Genomic DNA, 15,985 nt, shown 5'->3' with positions numbered 1-15,985 from the left:
ATCTCTATCCAAAGATTTTATTATTCATAGAAGCCACTACGCGAGCGGTATGCCCTTCGGATAAGTGAGCATAGCGCTTCACCATTTGCAAGGTTTTATGTCCCAGCACTTCGGCAATTTCTGCTAGGCTTGCGCCATTCATGGCTAGATATGAAGCAGCACTGTGACGTAAATCATGGAATTTGAAATCTTGAAGTTCTGCTTTTTTTACGGCTGTTTCCCATGGGGAGCGTAAATCCATAGGTTTTTGTGGTTTTTGTGGTGCGTTTTCCTTAGATGGAAAAAGTAAATTGCTATCAATCCGGCGTACTTTGGAAAGTTCTTTTATTAGCTCTAAAGCATGACCAGTAATCGCCACGGCGCGGCGTTCGCCGTTTTTAGTTTCATGCAGTATTGCACGGCCTTGGTTTAAATCTATCACGTCCCAAGTTAATCCCATAATTTCACCTTGACGCATTCCGGTTGACAATGCCAGCACTACGACAACATAAAGATAAGGGTTGCTTGATTCTTTGCAGATTTTTAATAAGCGTATGCGTTCATCATCAGAAAGGAAACGCACCCGTCCGCGTGATTCCTTCGGTTTGGTTACTTTTCGCATTGGGCTATCTTCTAACCATCCCCATTCTTTTACGGCGATTGTGAAAACATGAGATAGTGCGGCTATATATCGCACTACACTTGCAGGTGAACGAGGTTTATTGCGTACAGTGATTTCACGGCCTAGTTTATCCCTGCATTCTGCCAATAGTGAGGGTGTTACATCAGCAAGGGCATAGCTTCCGATTTCGGATTTCCACCATGTTAATTGCTGCGTTTGGTCTTTTGCGCTCTTTTTGGCTGGTAATACGTCCCGGCAATAGCGGTCTATCAAATCGGCCAAAGTATGGCGCTTAGCTTCTGTTGTTTTGAAGTGACGACCTTCACGAATTGCAGATTCTGTATGTTGCGCCCATTTCTTGGCATCAGTCAGGCGTTCAAATGTTGCTGATTGCCCAGGGTGGCCTTTTAATCTTATTTTTACCCGATAGCTGGTTTTTCCATCATTGGAAATACGCTTTTCGATATTTGCCATAATTGCCATCCTTCAAGTGATAAACACTAGAAAAGATGCTACAACAAACGGCAATAAATGGCAACTTATGATTAACATTCATAAGTATTTGTGGTTAATTATTATTAATAACAGTTATTTATCGACTATAAATTTAGTAAAGGGGCATTAATGGGGCAATTGAAAATAAAATAGGCTGTTTTTTTAGTGGTTATGAAAGGATTTTAAAAGATTCTTTATGCTACAGTGCCAACATTTAAATTTCCTAGCATTGAGTATTCTTATCTATAAAAATATCAAAAAATATGACAATTCCTGATTACCAAGCACTTATGCTTCCTGTCCTGAAAACAGCGTCCGACGGCAAGGAATATAAATTCAGTCAGTTGGTTGAAGAATTGGCTGATCAGTTTAATCTTACGACAGAAGAAAGAAATGAACTTCTCCCAAGCGGAAGTCAGGCTATTTTTACTAACCGCGTGGGCTGGGCGCGCTCATATCTTAAGCAAGCTGATTTGCTTGCAACACCAAAACGTGGATTTCTCAGAATCACACAAAAAGGTATTGAGTTACTCTCAAAAGATCCAATCAAGATCGATATATCAGTACTTGAGCGATATCCTGAATTTATTGAATTTAGAAATCGTAAAAAAGATAAAAATGAATCTCTGATAGAAGCATCAGGATTGGAGTCAAATCTAACTCCAGAAGATTCGCTAGCATCTGCTTACAATAAGCTCCGTTCTGCTCTTGAAGCCGAAATTCTGAGTGCTATTAAAGATGCTTCCCCATCATTCTTTGAACGTTTAGTTGTCGACCTTCTTGTAAAAATGGGGTATGGCGGCAGTCGTCAGGATGCTGGAAAGGCGCTTGGGAAAAGTGGCGATGGTGGTATTGATGGAATAATCAATGAAGATCGTCTTGGCTTGGATGTTATATACATTCAAGCTAAACGATGGGAGGGTGTGGTCGGTCGCCCTGAAATCCAAAAATTTGCAGGTGCACTGCAAGGACAACGTGCTAGAAAAGGTGTTTTTATCACTACGTCGTCATTCAGCAAAGAAGCAAAAGAATATGCCTCATTTATTGATACGAAAATAATATTAATTGATGGCGAGCAATTGTCGAGACTTATGGCAGAACATAATGTTGGAGTCTCAATTGTAGGGCAGTATGAAGTAAAGAAATTAGATTCTGATTATTTCGATAACGAGTAGTTAAGCAATAAGTAGTCAAATCAATAGAAGCTTGGCTGGTATCAGCGAAAAGTTTTTATGGTGGTTTGTTGTCTCTTAGTGCCCCTGCAGTGCCCCACAACTATGTATTAATCCGTTTTATTTTTTATAACTATTTGTTTTTATGGTGCTGTTGCGCAGAATCGAACTGCGGACCTACTGATTACGAATCAGTTGCTCTACCAACTGAGCTACAACAGCCCGGAATTGAACCAAGCGGGCTATTATAGATGCTTGGGCAATTGCGGGCAAATTATAAAGAACCGGGTTTAATTATTGGCGGTTTGGCTATGATTTTCTTGCGGGCCGATCTCGATTCTGTTTTTTTTGCATGATCGGATTCAATATTTTTTCAACAACTTTCGCTTAAGTTCGGCGAAATTCTTTAAAAACTGTACATTTTTAGCATAAGAGTCCATAATTATTAAATGGATTCGAAAAATGTAAAGGCAAGAAATATCTTGATTATTCACGGACCCAATTTGAATCTGCTGGGGGTTCGTGAGCCGGAGATTTATGGTGGTGTGACGTTACAAGATATTAACAGAAATTTAAGCAGATTAACTGAAAATACAGGTGTTAAACTGGATTTTTTTCAGAGTAATGCTGAATCGGCCCTGATTGATAGAGTCCAGCAGACTATGAGCGATGGAACAGATTTCATTATCATCAATCCGGCTGCATACACGCATACCAGTATTGCTTTGCGGGACGCGCTTGCTGCTGTAAAACTGCCTTTTATCGAAGTGCATTTATCAAATATCTATTCCCGGGAATCTTTTCGTCAGAAATCCTATTTTTCCGATTCGGCGATAGGTATTATTAGTGGTTTGGGTGCTAAAGGATATGAATTGGCACTGGAATACGCAATGACATCTTAAGTTAACCGGATATTGAATCTGAATTATCGATAAATCTCAATTTTAACTTCAATTCTTTCGCAACGCAGCCGTAATCTTGCTCATTTTTATATTAAAAATTTTTGTTCTCAAAACTACCTTAAAACGAGGCCTTGTCTCGGGAGATTGGATATGGATTTAAGAAAGCTTAAGAAGCTCATTGAGCTGGTTGAAGAATCAAGTATTGCTGAATTGGAAATTACGGAAGGCGAAGAAAAAGTTCGCATCAGTAAATCTGGTTCCGGGGTTCAAAATTATGCATTTATGCCGCCTGGTATGCAGCCGGTTATGTCCCCTGTTCAGCAGCAAACACCAACGCCTGGGCCGGAAGCAGCTAATGCCAATGAATCTGCAGTGGTTGAAAAAAATGCAATACCTGATGGCCATATTGTTAAATCGCCTATGGTGGGAACATTTTATCGGGCCGCATCACCCGGTGCGAGTGCATTTGTCGAAGTCGGGCAAAGGGTCAAAGAAGGCGATACGTTATGTATCATTGAGGCAATGAAGCTATTGAATGAAATTGAGGCCGATAAAGATGGGGTCATCAAGGCGATCTTGCTAGAGAATGGTCAGCCAGTTGAATATGGCGAACCCTTGTTCGTAATTCAATGATTATCTGAATAGAGATCAGATAACTATGTTTGAAAAAATTCTTATAGCAAATCGTGGCGAGATTGCCCTGCGGATCCAGCGCGCTTGTCGTGCGATGGGTATCAAAACAGTTGCAGTGCATTCTGAAGCTGATGCGGAAGCAAAATACGTCAAGCTGGCCGATGAGTCGGTATGTATTGGCCCGGCACCGGTGGCGCAAAGCTATCTGAACGTGCCGGCGATTATCAGTGCTGCAGAAGTGACCGATGCCGAAGCCATTCATCCCGGTTACGGATTCCTGTCAGAAAATGCAGACTTTGCCGAACGGGTGGAAAAGAGTGGTTTTGTGTTTATCGGTCCGCGGCCGGAAACGATTCGCCTGATGGGTGACAAAGTCAGCGCGAAGAATGCCATGAAAAAAGCCGGCGTTCCCTGTGTGCCGGGATCAGATGGCGCATTATCTGAAAATATCGATGAGGTGAAGAAGATTGCGCGGGAGATCGGCTATCCCATCATCATTAAAGCTGCTGGCGGCGGTGGCGGCCGCGGAATGCGGGTCGTACACACCGAAGCGGCTTTATCCAATGCTGTGATCATGACGCGTAATGAAGCGCAATCAGCGTTTGGGAACCCGATTGTTTATGCAGAAAAGTATCTGGAAAATCCGCGCCATATCGAATTCCAATTATTGGTGGATGAACATGGCAATGCTGTTCACTTGGGCGAAAGAGATTGTTCAATGCAGCGCCGCCACCAGAAAATTCTCGAAGAAGCGCCCGCACCCGGCATATCGGAAAAATTGCGTAATAAAATGGGCGAACGTTGTGCCGATGCTTGCCGCCGTATTAAATATCGGGGTGTAGGCACCTTTGAATTTCTGTTTGAGAACAATGAATTCTACTTCATTGAAATGAATACGCGCTTGCAAGTGGAACATCCGGTGACGGAAGCGATTACCGGTATTGATCTGGTACAGGCGCAAATTAATGTGGCAGCCGGTCTGGTGTTACCGATTAGTCAAAAAGATGTCATCATCAAGGGGCATGCGATAGAGTGCCGTATCAATGCGGAAGATGCTTACAAACTGACACCTTCCGCCGGACGTATTACGCAATATCACGCGCCGGGCGGACCGGGTGTGCGGGTTGATTCACATGTATACCATAATTATATGGTGCCGCCGTATTATGATTCCATGATCGGCAAGATCATTACTTATGGGGATACGCGTGAACAAGCGATTGCACGCATGCGGATTGCTCTGTCAGAAATGGTGGTTACCGGCATTAAAACAAATATTCCATTGCACCTGGATTTGTTGACCGACGCTTCCTTCCTGCGCGGCGGTGTCGCGATTCATTATCTGGAGCAGAAACTTGCCCTGCATAATAAGAAGGACTGATAGGCATCGATCTCTCCCTTACTAACTGACTGTTAACAGGCTCGATAAGAAGCATGTCCTGGGTTACCCTGATTATCCGAGCTGATGCGGCGCATGCCGAATTACTGAGTGATGCCTTGATGGAACAGGGCGCACTGTCAGTGGATATTCATGATGCAGCCGCCGATACGCAAGATGAACAATTACTGTTCGGAGAACCCGGAGAACCGAGCGGAGTAATCTGGCAGAATGCGGAAGTTTCTGCATTGTTTAATCATGGTGCGGATTTTGACGCAATTATGCAAAATGTGACACATCTCGCGCAACTGGATAGTCAACCCAATTATCGTTTGGAACGCGTTGAAGAACAGGACTGGGTACGCTTGACTCAGTCACAATTTAATCCGATTCAAATATCCCCGCGTCTATGGATTGTTCCAACTTGGCATCAATCGCCTGATCCGGCGGCAATCAATCTGATTCTCGATCCTGGGCTTGCTTTTGGCACCGGCAGCCATCCGACTACGCAATTGTGCCTGGGCTGGCTGGACCAAAATCTGCAGCGGGGAGACCGAGTCATTGATTATGGCTGCGGTTCGGGAATATTGGCTATCGCAGCGATAAAGCTGGGTGCAGATCACGCCACCGGTATTGATATTGACCCCCAAGCGATTTCGGCCAGTCAAGACAATGCACTGCGCAATGATTGCGATCCCGCTAAATTTGTTTTTGCAACAGCGCATAAAGCTGCCGGACAGGATTTACAACCCAACGAACAAGTCGATGTTGTGGTTGCGAATATTCTGGCGAATCCTTTGATCATACTGGCACCCATCCTTGAACAAGCAGTCCGGAGAGGCGGTCATATTGTGCTATCAGGCATTCTGCAGGAACAAGCCGAGGACGTCAGGAGCGTTTATCAACAATGGTTTGATATGCGCATTGCCAATGCCCAAGAAGGTTGGGTGCTGTTAACCGGAATTAAAAGGTGAAATAATAATCCCTTTGACTAGGATTACCGGGATTTTAAGTTGATACCGAAGCAATTGAATTCCTATTCAATTATCCGGCTATGTGCATTTAACCCGATCCATTTCAGGGAGTAGTGAATGGCGCTGGTAACACTCTGTCCTGGTTGTGGCACGACCTTTCGTGTGAATTCCGCGCAATTACAAGCCTACGGCGGCGAAGTGCGTTGCGGACATTGTCAGCGGATTTTCAATGGGTTTGCCACGTTGATAACCGTTAATGAATCCGCCATTGAATCCGCCTTTGAATCCCCAACCCAGTTGCAATCGCAATCGATCAGCGAACCGGAAACATCCACAGAAAATCTTGCAGTAATCACGAATTCGGGCAACGCAATGGATCTGCCGGTTTCTACGGATTGGAATCAGCAATCAACTGAAACTTCGGATAATCCCTTTGATGATGATAAGCCAGCCGAACAAGCGCGGGGTTGGGGACTGGCTAATGTCCTTCTGCTGCTGTTGTTGATCGGGCAGATTGCGTATGTCTATCGTACCGAACTGACGATCATTTCCCTGGAAATCAGGCCGTATCTGGAACGCTACTGTGCGTTCATTGCCTGCACGGTACCCTATCCGCAAGATATCAAACAACTGGGTATCGAATCATCGGATTTGCAAAAGAATCTGGCGCGGCAACCGGAAGTCACGACCATGCGGGCGATCATCAGCAATCACGCACCTTTCCCGCAAGCATTTCCGGCACTGCAACTCTTATTGCTGGATGTCCATGATCAAATCATCACCAGCCGTATTTTTACCGCCCAAGATTACTTGCTGGATCAAGATAAATCGCTACAATTTATTGAACCCCGGCGTGAGATTGAGATTCGGCTGGATTTTGATAGCAGCCAATTGAATGCCCTGGGCTACCGTTTGCAATTACTCTATCTGTAATCAATTTTATCGATTGTGACAAAATACGATTGAATGGGATGCAAAAAGAGAGTTGAATCCGCCAAAGCTAAAATAAGGTAATGGATTGGTAACATTGGTGGATGGCGCTTCACTTATCCACCCTAATTGCTGCAGTATCGATTGCCAGAAGCTATTGATTGAGACGATTATTTAATAGACCGCACCCTGACAAAGCACATGTGCAACGCAGCTATAAGATATTTGTCTGTACATATGCGGAAATCCATCAGTATGGGCTCCCCCTTATGCGTTCACACGTACAGATAAATTAATAATATTGAATTATGATTATGACTCCCTATTCTGGAAAAATACCGCACCAGCCAGCGCATGCCATGTTGCGTAGCCGGATGGCTGGAAAGTTTGCAACCCCAGTGCACCATCCACTACGGACTCCTCACCGGCTGCACTGGGTCTTTTATGGGCGGGACTGTGCAACGGAGCCTACGACTCTCAGGTTTGTAGCATTAATGCATAGGACGACGCAGTTCTGCTCACCTCTATTCTGAATATCCAAATTTAAAATATACTTCCATCGTGCTTTAATTGATGCGAAGAATCCTATTGTGTATTGGGCAAGCCATAGCATGTAGAGTGGGATAAACAAAGCGTCATCCATCGTCAACTGCTAACACCTCGCGCCATAGATCGAAACAGCTCAGGTATAATGCCCCATCCATTTTTCTTATAACATAACCAAATCCATGACTAGAGAATCCCGCACCGCCTTATTGGAAAGTTTGTTTGCCCAGCGCATCCTGATTTTGGATGGCGCGATGGGCACGATGATTCAGACATTCAAACTGACCGAGACGGATTTTCGTGGGCAGCGTTTTGCCGATTTTCCGCATGATCTGCGAGGAAATAATGATTTATTGACACTCACGCAGCCGCAGGTTATTCGTTCGATTCATACGGGTTATCTGGAAGCGGGGGCGGATATTCTCGAAACCAATACCTTCAATTCGAATGCGGCTTCGATGGCGGATTATCACATGCAAGATCTGGTGTATGAATTGAATTGTTCTGCCGCAAAACTGGCGCGTGAAGCCGCGCAAAGCTTCGAAGCGAGAACACCGGAAAAGCCGCGTTTTGTCGCTGGTGTGATCGGTCCGACCACCAAAACAGCGTCCATTTCTCCGGATGTCAATGATCCGGGGTTTCGCGGGATTACTTATGACCAACTCGTCGTCGACTACACCGAGTCGATTCGCGGGTTAGTGGATGGCGGAGTGGATATTCTGCTGGTTGAAACCATTTTCGACTCGCTCAATGCCAAAGCGGCGCTGTTTGCTATTGACCAATTCTTCGAAGACCATGGCATACGGCTGCCGATCATGATTTCGGTCACCATTACCGATGCCTCCGGACGCACGCTATCCGGACAAACACCGGAAGCATTCTGGAATTCGGTCAGTCATACGCGGCCGATCTCCGTCGGTATTAATTGCGCGTTGGGTGCTGAGCTCATGCGCCCGTATATTGAAGAATTGGCGGGTGTGGCGGATGTTTATACCAGTGTGCATCCCAATGCCGGTTTGCCGAATCCGTTATCCGACACGGGCTATGATGAGTCGCCCGAATATACTGCGAATCAAATCAAAGGATTCGCGCAATCCGGCTTTGTCAATATTGTGGGCGGCTGTTGCGGGACAACCCCGGCGCATATCAAAGCCATTGCCCAAGCCGTCAGTGATATTGCACCCCGAAAAATCCCCGAAATTCCCAAGAAACTGCGTCTGTCCGGTTTGGAACCGCTGAATATTGGCGATGATTCACTGTTTGTGAATGTCGGTGAACGGACTAATGTCACTGGCTCCAGAGCATTTGCCCGTTTGATACTCAATGATGATTATGCCGAAGCGTTGAACGTGGCGCGTAGCCAGGTTGAGAGTGGTGCACAGATCATCGATATCAACATGGATGAAGCCATGTTGGATTCGCAAAAAGCCATGGTGACATTCCTGAATCTGGTTGCCGCCGAGCCGGATATCTGCAAAGTACCGATCATGCTGGATTCCAGCAAGTGGACAGTAATCGAAGCGGGTTTGAAATGTGTTCAAGGTAAATCCATCATTAACTCGATCAGCATGAAAGAGGGCGAGGAAGAGTTCATCAAGCACGCTAAACTGGCTCGCCGGTATGGTGCGGCGGTGATTGTGATGGCGTTCGATGAACAAGGCCAGGCCGACACGCTAAAACGCAAAGTGGATATTTGCACACGCAGTTATCGTTTGCTGGTTGACCAGGTTGGTTTCCCGCCCGAAGACATTATTTTTGATCCGAATATTTTCGCGATTGCGACGGGGATTGAAGAGCATAATAATTATGGCGTCGATTTTATCGATGCTACCCGGATCATCAAACAAACCCTGCCGTATGCCAAAGTGAGCGGCGGGGTATCCAATGTTTCGTTTTCCTTCCGCGGCAACGAGCCGATTCGTGAAGCCATTCATACCGCATTTCTGTACCACGCGATTAAAGCCGGTATGACGATGGGGATTGTGAATGCCGGACAACTGGGGGTATATACGGATATTCCTGCTGAGCTGCTAGAAAAAGTTGAAGATGTCATTCTGAACCGGCGTGCGGATGCGACCGAACATCTGGTTGAATTTGCAGAAAATTTCAAGGGTAAGAAGAAGGAACAGGTTGAAGACCTGGCTTGGCGCGCTGAGCCGTTGCAACAAAGGCTGACGCATGCCTTGGTCAGGGGCATCGACACTTTTATTGTGGAGGATACCGAAGCGGCGCGTGTGGAGATTGAAAACAAAGGTGGCCGCCCGATTCAGGTGATCGAAGGGCCGTTGATGGAAGGCATGAGCGTCGTGGGTGATCTGTTTGGCGCCGGTAAAATGTTTTTGCCGCAAGTGGTCAAATCGGCGCGGGTGATGAAACAAGCGGTAGCGCATTTGCTGCCGTTCATCGAAGCCGAAAAGAAATTATCCGGTGATAACAAGCCCAAAGGAAAAATTGTCATCGCCACCGTCAAGGGCGATGTGCATGATATCGGCAAGAATATAGTCACTGTGGTTTTGCAATGTAACAACTACGAAGTGATCAACATGGGCGTGATGGTGCCGAGCGCACAGATTCTGGATATGGCGCGGCGTGAAAAGGCCGATATTATCGGTCTGTCCGGACTGATCACACCTTCCCTGGAAGAAATGGCGCACGTCGCCAAGGAAATGCAGCGCGAGGGATTCACGATTCCACTATTGATCGGCGGCGCAACCACTTCGCGGGTGCATACCGCTGTCAAAATTGCGCCGCATTATGAAGGTGCAACCGTATGGGTACCGGATGCCAGCCGTGCGGTGGGTGTGTGCACTAATCTGCTTTCCCGGGATTTATTAGCGGGTTATGTGCAGGAAATCAAGGAAGAATACGAAAAAGTCCGCACCCAGCACAAGAACAAGAAAGGAACGGCGAAGCTGCTGACACTGGCTCAAGCGCGCGCCAATGCGTATCAGACCGATTGGGCGAATTACCACCCGTATCAGCCCGAACTGATCGGTGTTCGCACGCTGAATAATTACCCGCTGGACAAGATTGTTCCGTATATCGATTGGACGCCTTTCTTCCAGGCTTGGGAACTCGCCGGGCGTTATCCGGACATCCTGCAGGATGAAGTCGTTGGAGAAACGGCCAGCCAGCTATTTCGCGATGCGCAGACGATGCTGAAAAAAATCGTCGAGCAGAAATGGCTGAACGCCAACGCGGTGATTGGTCTGTTTCCGGCTAATTCCGTCGGCGATGATATCGAAATTTATACCGATCAAACACGCAGTAAGCTGGCCATGACTTATCATTGTTTGCGTCAGCAAGACCAGAAACCGACCGGCAAACCCAATCGCTGCTTATCCGATTTCATTGCGCCGAAGGAAACCGGTATCAAAGACACCATCGGCTTGTTTGCCGTAGGCGCCGGGTTTGGTATTGATGAACGCGTCAAAGCCTTTGAAGATGCCAATGATGACTACAGCGCGATTGTACTCAAAGCGCTGGCGGATCGTCTGGCAGAAGCTTTCGCCGAGCACATGCATGCACGCGTGCGCCGCGAGTTCTGGGGTTACGCCAAGGATGAAACCTTAAGCAACGAGCAACTGATCAATGAAGAATATAAAGGCATCCGTCCTGCACCGGGTTACCCGGCTTGTCCTGATCACACCGAAAAAGGTCCGCTGTTTGCAGTTCTGAATGCTTCAGAAAATGCCGGCATCATTATTACAGAATCCTTCGCCATGGTGCCGACTGCAGCTGTGTCGGGATTTTATTTCGCCCATCCCGAATCCACCTTCTTTGCAGTAGGAAAAATCGGCAAAGATCAGGTGGAGGATTATGCGAAACGGAAAGGCTGGACAGTAGAAGAAACGGAGAAATGGCTGGCACCGGTGCTGGCGTATGAACGGTAAGCTAAATGTGATGTTTTATCAGAACGCAAGTTAACAGAAGCAGTTATTAATTTGAAGATAAGAAATTCTGCAAGAATAGCTCAAGATTATTAATTGCTTCTGTATCAACATATTTGTTAAGTAAGACTACCAATATAGTAAGTATCGCTGCTCTAATAATTATTGGCCTCATTATTTGAGGACTTAGTTTGTCCAGTAATAGATTTGACTGCATTTTTATATCTTTTTCAGTTAATGGGCGCAAACGAGTCTCCAGTATGCAGTAGCGCTCAGAATTTGGTGGTAACTCGCCAAGAACTAAATGCACATCTTGAGTAGTATTAACCAAAATAGAGAATCCTTGTTTATCGGCAAACTCAGTAACTAGCTTCATGACACCACGATATTCATTAGTGATAAGCAGATGAATATTGTTGATACTTGCATGATAGGGGTTCTTTAGCTGAACAATGTTAATTACTTTGTAAGCACTATTAAGGTGATTAATTGCTTTTACTCTTTCCATATCGTTAGGGCATTCTTTTTCAATATCAGCTAGAATCAGTGCAAGAAAATCCTGCTCATCTTCGTAATATATAGGCTGAGGTTGAACTGATTCTTCCCCAAATTCTAGATTTTTACCAAGATCATAACCGTATTTTCTATTTAGAGCTTACTCAGAAATTCAGCAATCAGATATGCACTGCTAAGTAAGAATCCCGGTTTAAGATGAATTGGCAATCACGCGCAAACGGAATTTCTCTGGGCATGCACTTTTTTGTCACCCAGAAAGCTATTTTGGCAGCAAGATTCTTCAGGCAAATAAAAACCCGCACCAAGATGAGCAGGTTCATAACCAGGAAGATACTATTAATCCATGCGGCAGACGTATCAGCGCGCTTGGCTCGAATATTGTTGAGCCGATAACCATACTTTCCTTGGCCAAACTTTCCTTCAATTGGAATGCGCTCGCGATATTCCTGTCGGCGTTGTGCTTTCAGGCGTTTGATCTCATCTTTGTTTTCAAGTGTACTCTTTGGCGGACGTCCCAGTGGTTTGCCTGCGAAGCGGATATGCTTGCGTTCCAGATAGCTGCGATTATCACGTGAACCATATAGCGTATCGGCAATGACGACTTCAGGATAATAGCCATAACGCTTTTTGTAGGCTTCAACTTGCGCTTGAAGATCATGGCCTTCATGTTGCGCATCCCAGTGCAGCTTATCGACATGCGCCAATCCTTTGCCTGTCAAGCTCACGCTTATTTTGGCGCCAAATTCCACTGCCTTGCCTTGCTTTCCCCTGATAATAGGCCGAAGATACGGCTGACTGATACTGACAATGCGATCATCACAGCGTCTGGTGTTGGTTTTGTACATTGCATAGTGTTGTTGGTACAGATGGGGCAATACCCAGTAGCGGCGCAACAACCAATTGGATAACGGTATGGGCGTGCCAAACGGATATTCCGTCAGCATCGCTTCAATATGATTTAAATTCCGCTGCAGGAACTGCAATTGCTGCCTGATACCGGCACGGCGTTTTCTGCTGGATGGCCGTCTTAACTTGACCAGGCTGAGGTAGGCTTTTCTGGCAATCTCGCGATAAGTGCGCGGCTTCTTTTTCTGTGGACGATTACTTTTGGCATGCAGTTCATCAATGATACGCTCACTCAATTCACGCGCTTCGTTCAGCAGTCCAAGATCTGTGGGATAGCGTATGGCCTGTTCTGCAACGGTGGCGTCCAGTATTAATTTGCCGCGATTGCGCAGCTGCTCATCGGCCAAAGATTGAGCTGCCTCCATTGGGGTAGCCGCGTCATTGCTGCCCGCATCACCGCTATTTGATACAGCATTGTCGCCGTTGTCGTCATCCATTGCTTTGACTGATTGCTTTGTCCGCCGAGGTTCAACCGTTTCGATGATCGCCTCATGAAATTCATCAAATACCGTCTGACCCATGCGCTTGCGTATCTCAACCAGTAATGATGACGCAAAGGGCGCCTTCGCTTGAAAACCTTTCAGCCCGATAAAATATTGCAGGTACGGATTTTCTCGAATCTGTTCAACAGTCTCTTCATCTGAAATCGATAATTTATGTTTAATTATCACTGCTCCAATCACGATTCTGGCATCTTTGGCTGGGCGGCCCAGTCTTGAACATAACGTCTTATAGTAACTCTCGGACAACTCATCCCACGGTAGACAATCTCTCAGTTTTACCCAGCGATTATTGGGATCAAGAATCATGCCTGGCGGTGTATCAAATCCTTCGAGGGGCAGTTGCTTTTGGCTTATATAACGAATCATAGTGCACGGTTTTTGGTGTTAATTCACATATTTACGTGCACTATTTTACCAAAAAATAAAATATTGTTAAACTCAATCAGTTAGTTATGCTTTTTGAGTAAGCTCTATTTATTACCTCATGCAAGCGATCTATAGGTCCTCTTCTATATTCAGGCGCAATCTTGAAACTTTGTTCCTTGCCTATACCGAATTGATATTTTCGAAGTCGAAGTTCTGATTCCCAGCGCCTTTCATCATCGTCGCTGAGATACACCACAGGACCATAAGTATATTGAGTTGATTCCCATTCAGATATTTCCTTTATCACATCGAGTCCTCGAAGTGGTGCTCGATATCCAAATATTATTCGGTTATGATCACTATCAGTTTTTTTGTAATCCGATTTAAATAATTGGATAGGCATTGGCAATCACCGTATGCACTGTATATTTTACTTCGCAGTGCTAAATCTATATTGAGAACGAAAATAGCGGTTGCAAGTCGTAGCTTCGGTTTTCGAATAGACAAAGAAGTAACCAAAAGCACCTGGATAGCGGTTAATTGAAGAAACAGTGTTAAGAAATCTTTAATAATCTCCATAAGTTTCTTCTTTTGCTAAAAGTTAGTTTTTTTTTCCCTGAATTGCCGACTGTCAGGAATGGCAAAACGCAAACCCAATTGCAGCAATTCATCCCAAATATCCCCTTGCGCTACCCCCTTTATAATCCGGTCTATTTTTGCAGCGTCGGATAATCCCTGCGTCAGCGATTGCAGACTGATACTTTTGGCGGCGGTCATCACTGATTTTTGCCGGTCGCCCCAGACTCTGGCTGCCTGTAGCAATTGTGCGGGCGGTTGACCGTTGTCGAGACCTTTGCGGAGGATGATCAACTGGCGGATTTGCTCGGCGAGGGTGGCGAGGATCAGTAACGGTGCGGTGCCTTCGCCTTGTAAGCCGGTCAGGATACGGGTGTAGCGGGCAGTATCGGCTGCGATCATGGCATCGGATAATTGATAGACATCGTAGCGTGCCACGTTCAGAACCACCTCTTTCACTTGGTCGAATGTCAGGCCGCCGTCAGGGTAGAGCAGCGCAAGTTTCTGGATTTCCTGATGTGCGGCGAGCAGGTTGCCTTCCACTTGATTCGCGAGAAATTGCAGCGTGGCTAAATCGGCTTTTTGTTGTTGCCGGGCAAGGCGTTGCCCGATCCAGCCGGGTAACTGCTCACGCTCGATGGCGTAAACCGGGATCAGGGTACTGACGGTTTCAAGCGCTTTGAACCATTTGGTTGCTTGCCCCTGTTTGTCTATTCTGGGGAGAGTGATGAGCGTGAGGGTGTCGGGTGGCAGGGCGTTGCAATAGGCTTCTATGGCTTTACCGCCTTCCTTGCCGGGCTTGCCGGACGGGATGCGGATATCCATGATTTTGCGATCGCCAAACAGAGATAAGTTGTTGCCTGCATTCAGAAGATCCGACCAATCGAAGTGCTGATCAACAGTAAACAGCTCACGTTCGGTATAACCTTGCTGTCGCGCATGCGCGCGGATCAAATCAGCGGCTTCCAGAATCAGCAGCGGTTCATTGCCAAATAATGTGTAGAGCGAAGCAGTTTGTTTTTGCAGGTGCTGGGGGAGCTGTTCGAGTTTTATCCGCATGCCGGAAAGTGGAATCAACGAGGGTCTAAGATGGCATTTTAATTGCGGACAAGCGCCAGATGATTTGCTGGATGGCATCGGCCTGCATGTCTTTTTGCAGCAATTTCTCCTCTGCTTCTTTAGCCAGGATTTGCGCATCCAGGAAAGGCAGGATGCGTGTTATCGCAATTTCAGTGTTGGGAATGATCTCTATGCCTTGTTTATCAACAAGACGATACACAACCCGGTAGATCAAATTAAAATCGCGCACACGGCCACCGCCGGACAAGGATAGAATGACCCGCTCATGGATAGCACTGACAACTTCCAGAACGGCTTCCGCCTCCACCGCATTGGTGCTGACTTTGGTCGTGGATGAAGCGCCGACCGCACGTTCCAGATCCATGCCAATGGTATGTCCTTCAGGTGCGGAGATATACATTGACTTGAATGGCAGTGAAGAGATCTGCCCACGCAACTTGAACCCGCAAGCAGTCAGCAGGAACAAGACCACCAGGATAAGAATTTTCTGTTTACTCAGATTCATATTTATTTGCTC

The 15,985-nt window shown here is 46.2% G+C and carries 14 protein-coding genes and 1 tRNA gene; 7 read left to right on the top strand and 8 right to left on the bottom strand.

Annotation, left to right across the window (positions count from 1 at the left end; all coding sequences use genetic code 11):
* Positions 1–4: 4 nt before the first annotated feature.
* On the bottom strand, positions 5–1,075 hold the full coding sequence (locus NIT79A3_RS13510; RefSeq protein ID WP_013966727.1) for a site-specific integrase: 1,071 nt from the start codon (positions 1,073–1,075) through the stop codon (positions 5–7).
* A gap of 284 nt (positions 1,076–1,359) precedes the next feature.
* On the opposite strand from NIT79A3_RS13510, the gene NIT79A3_RS13505 reads away from it, so the two are divergent.
* Positions 1,360–2,271: a restriction endonuclease gene (locus tag NIT79A3_RS13505; RefSeq protein WP_013966726.1), complete on the top strand. Its 912-nt coding sequence runs from the start codon at positions 1,360–1,362 to the stop codon at positions 2,269–2,271.
* A gap of 143 nt (positions 2,272–2,414) precedes the next feature.
* Here NIT79A3_RS13505 and NIT79A3_RS13500 read toward each other — a convergent pair.
* Positions 2,415–2,490, bottom strand: a tRNA-Thr gene (locus tag NIT79A3_RS13500).
* Positions 2,491–2,717: 227 nt separating this feature from the next.
* Here NIT79A3_RS13500 and aroQ point away from each other — a divergent pair.
* The 5 genes from aroQ to NIT79A3_RS13475 all read left to right on the top strand — a co-directional run bounded on the left by aroQ (position 2,718) and on the right by NIT79A3_RS13475 (position 7,088).
* Positions 2,718–3,170: a type II 3-dehydroquinate dehydratase gene (aroQ, locus tag NIT79A3_RS13495; protein ID WP_013966725.1), complete on the top strand. Its 453-nt coding sequence runs from the start codon at positions 2,718–2,720 to the stop codon at positions 3,168–3,170.
* Positions 3,171–3,320: 150 nt separating this feature from the next.
* Positions 3,321–3,803, top strand: a complete 483-nt coding sequence (accB, locus tag NIT79A3_RS13490; protein ID WP_013966724.1) for an acetyl-CoA carboxylase biotin carboxyl carrier protein — start codon at positions 3,321–3,323, stop codon at positions 3,801–3,803.
* A 25-nt stretch (positions 3,804–3,828) separates the two neighbouring features.
* Entirely contained in the window at positions 3,829–5,184 is a 1,356-nt protein-coding gene (accC, locus tag NIT79A3_RS13485; protein WP_013966723.1) for an acetyl-CoA carboxylase biotin carboxylase subunit, read from the top strand.
* 53 nt (positions 5,185–5,237) lie between these two features.
* Positions 5,238–6,155, top strand: a complete 918-nt coding sequence (prmA, locus tag NIT79A3_RS13480) for a 50S ribosomal protein L11 methyltransferase (RefSeq protein WP_013966722.1) — start codon at positions 5,238–5,240, stop codon at positions 6,153–6,155.
* 117 nt (positions 6,156–6,272) lie between these two features.
* Positions 6,273–7,088, top strand: coding sequence for a zinc-ribbon and DUF3426 domain-containing protein (locus tag NIT79A3_RS13475; RefSeq protein WP_013966721.1), 816 nt, complete (start codon positions 6,273–6,275; stop codon positions 7,086–7,088).
* Between the two features lie 309 nt (positions 7,089–7,397).
* On the opposite strand, the gene NIT79A3_RS18850 is transcribed toward NIT79A3_RS13475, so the two are convergent.
* Positions 7,398–7,547, bottom strand: a complete 150-nt coding sequence (locus NIT79A3_RS18850) for a hypothetical protein (RefSeq protein ID WP_156797091.1) — start codon at positions 7,545–7,547, stop codon at positions 7,398–7,400.
* A 266-nt stretch (positions 7,548–7,813) separates the two neighbouring features.
* Between NIT79A3_RS18850 and metH the strand changes: the two genes are divergently transcribed.
* Complete coding sequence (gene metH, locus NIT79A3_RS13465) at positions 7,814–11,524, top strand: methionine synthase (RefSeq protein WP_013966720.1); 3,711 nt, start codon at positions 7,814–7,816, stop codon at positions 11,522–11,524.
* 46 nt (positions 11,525–11,570) lie between these two features.
* Here the strand turns inward: metH and NIT79A3_RS13460 are convergent, their stop codons facing one another.
* From NIT79A3_RS13460 to lptE, 5 genes are all read right to left on the bottom strand, one after another.
* On the bottom strand, positions 11,571–12,029 hold the full coding sequence (locus tag NIT79A3_RS13460) for a hypothetical protein (RefSeq protein ID WP_013966719.1): 459 nt from the start codon (positions 12,027–12,029) through the stop codon (positions 11,571–11,573).
* A 166-nt stretch (positions 12,030–12,195) separates the two neighbouring features.
* On the bottom strand, positions 12,196–13,812 hold the full coding sequence (locus NIT79A3_RS13455; protein WP_013966533.1) for an IS5 family transposase: 1,617 nt from the start codon (positions 13,810–13,812) through the stop codon (positions 12,196–12,198).
* Between the two features lie 76 nt (positions 13,813–13,888).
* Positions 13,889–14,215 carry a hypothetical protein gene (locus NIT79A3_RS13450; protein ID WP_013966718.1) on the bottom strand — a complete coding sequence of 109 codons (327 nt, stop codon included), beginning with the start codon at positions 14,213–14,215 and terminating at the stop codon, positions 13,889–13,891.
* Positions 14,216–14,406: 191 nt separating this feature from the next.
* On the bottom strand, positions 14,407–15,525 hold the full coding sequence (gene holA, locus NIT79A3_RS13445; RefSeq protein ID WP_348225631.1) for a DNA polymerase III subunit delta: 1,119 nt from the start codon (positions 15,523–15,525) through the stop codon (positions 14,407–14,409).
* Entirely contained in the window at positions 15,473–15,973 is a 501-nt protein-coding gene (gene lptE, locus NIT79A3_RS13440) for an LPS assembly lipoprotein LptE (protein WP_013966715.1), read from the bottom strand. The genes holA and lptE overlap by 53 nt, the downstream gene beginning before the upstream one ends.
* Positions 15,974–15,985 lie beyond the last annotated feature (12 nt).

The organism is Nitrosomonas sp. Is79A3, from assembly GCF_000219585.1.
GTDB lineage: Bacteria > Pseudomonadota > Gammaproteobacteria > Burkholderiales > Nitrosomonadaceae > Nitrosomonas.
The sequence above is the reverse complement of the archived record's forward strand: the minus strand, read 5'-3'. Positions and strand labels throughout refer to the sequence as shown.

Bases quoted from the DNA above. Each gene is read 5' to 3' on its own strand.
- NIT79A3_RS13510 (WP_013966727.1), bottom strand. From the start codon at position 1,075: ATGGCAAATATCGAAAAGCGTATTTCCAATGATGGAAAAACCAGCTAT.
- NIT79A3_RS13505 (WP_013966726.1), top strand. From the start codon at position 1,360: ATGACAATTCCTGATTACCAAGCACTTATGCTTCCTGTCCTGAAAACA.
- aroQ (WP_013966725.1), top strand. From the start codon at position 2,718: ATGGATTCGAAAAATGTAAAGGCAAGAAATATCTTGATTATTCACGGA.
- accB (WP_013966724.1), top strand. From the start codon at position 3,321: ATGGATTTAAGAAAGCTTAAGAAGCTCATTGAGCTGGTTGAAGAATCA.
- accC (WP_013966723.1), top strand. From the start codon at position 3,829: ATGTTTGAAAAAATTCTTATAGCAAATCGTGGCGAGATTGCCCTGCGG.
- prmA (WP_013966722.1), top strand. From the start codon at position 5,238: ATGTCCTGGGTTACCCTGATTATCCGAGCTGATGCGGCGCATGCCGAA.
- NIT79A3_RS13475 (WP_013966721.1), top strand. From the start codon at position 6,273: ATGGCGCTGGTAACACTCTGTCCTGGTTGTGGCACGACCTTTCGTGTG.
- metH (WP_013966720.1), top strand. From the start codon at position 7,814: ATGACTAGAGAATCCCGCACCGCCTTATTGGAAAGTTTGTTTGCCCAG.
- NIT79A3_RS13460 (WP_013966719.1), bottom strand. From the start codon at position 12,029: ATGGAAAGAGTAAAAGCAATTAATCACCTTAATAGTGCTTACAAAGTA.
- NIT79A3_RS13455 (WP_013966533.1), bottom strand. From the start codon at position 13,812: ATGATTCGTTATATAAGCCAAAAGCAACTGCCCCTCGAAGGATTTGAT.
- NIT79A3_RS13450 (WP_013966718.1), bottom strand. From the start codon at position 14,215: ATGCCTATCCAATTATTTAAATCGGATTACAAAAAAACTGATAGTGAT.
- holA (WP_348225631.1), bottom strand. From the start codon at position 15,525: ATGCCATCCAGCAAATCATCTGGCGCTTGTCCGCAATTAAAATGCCAT.
- lptE (WP_013966715.1), bottom strand. From the start codon at position 15,973: ATGAATCTGAGTAAACAGAAAATTCTTATCCTGGTGGTCTTGTTCCTG.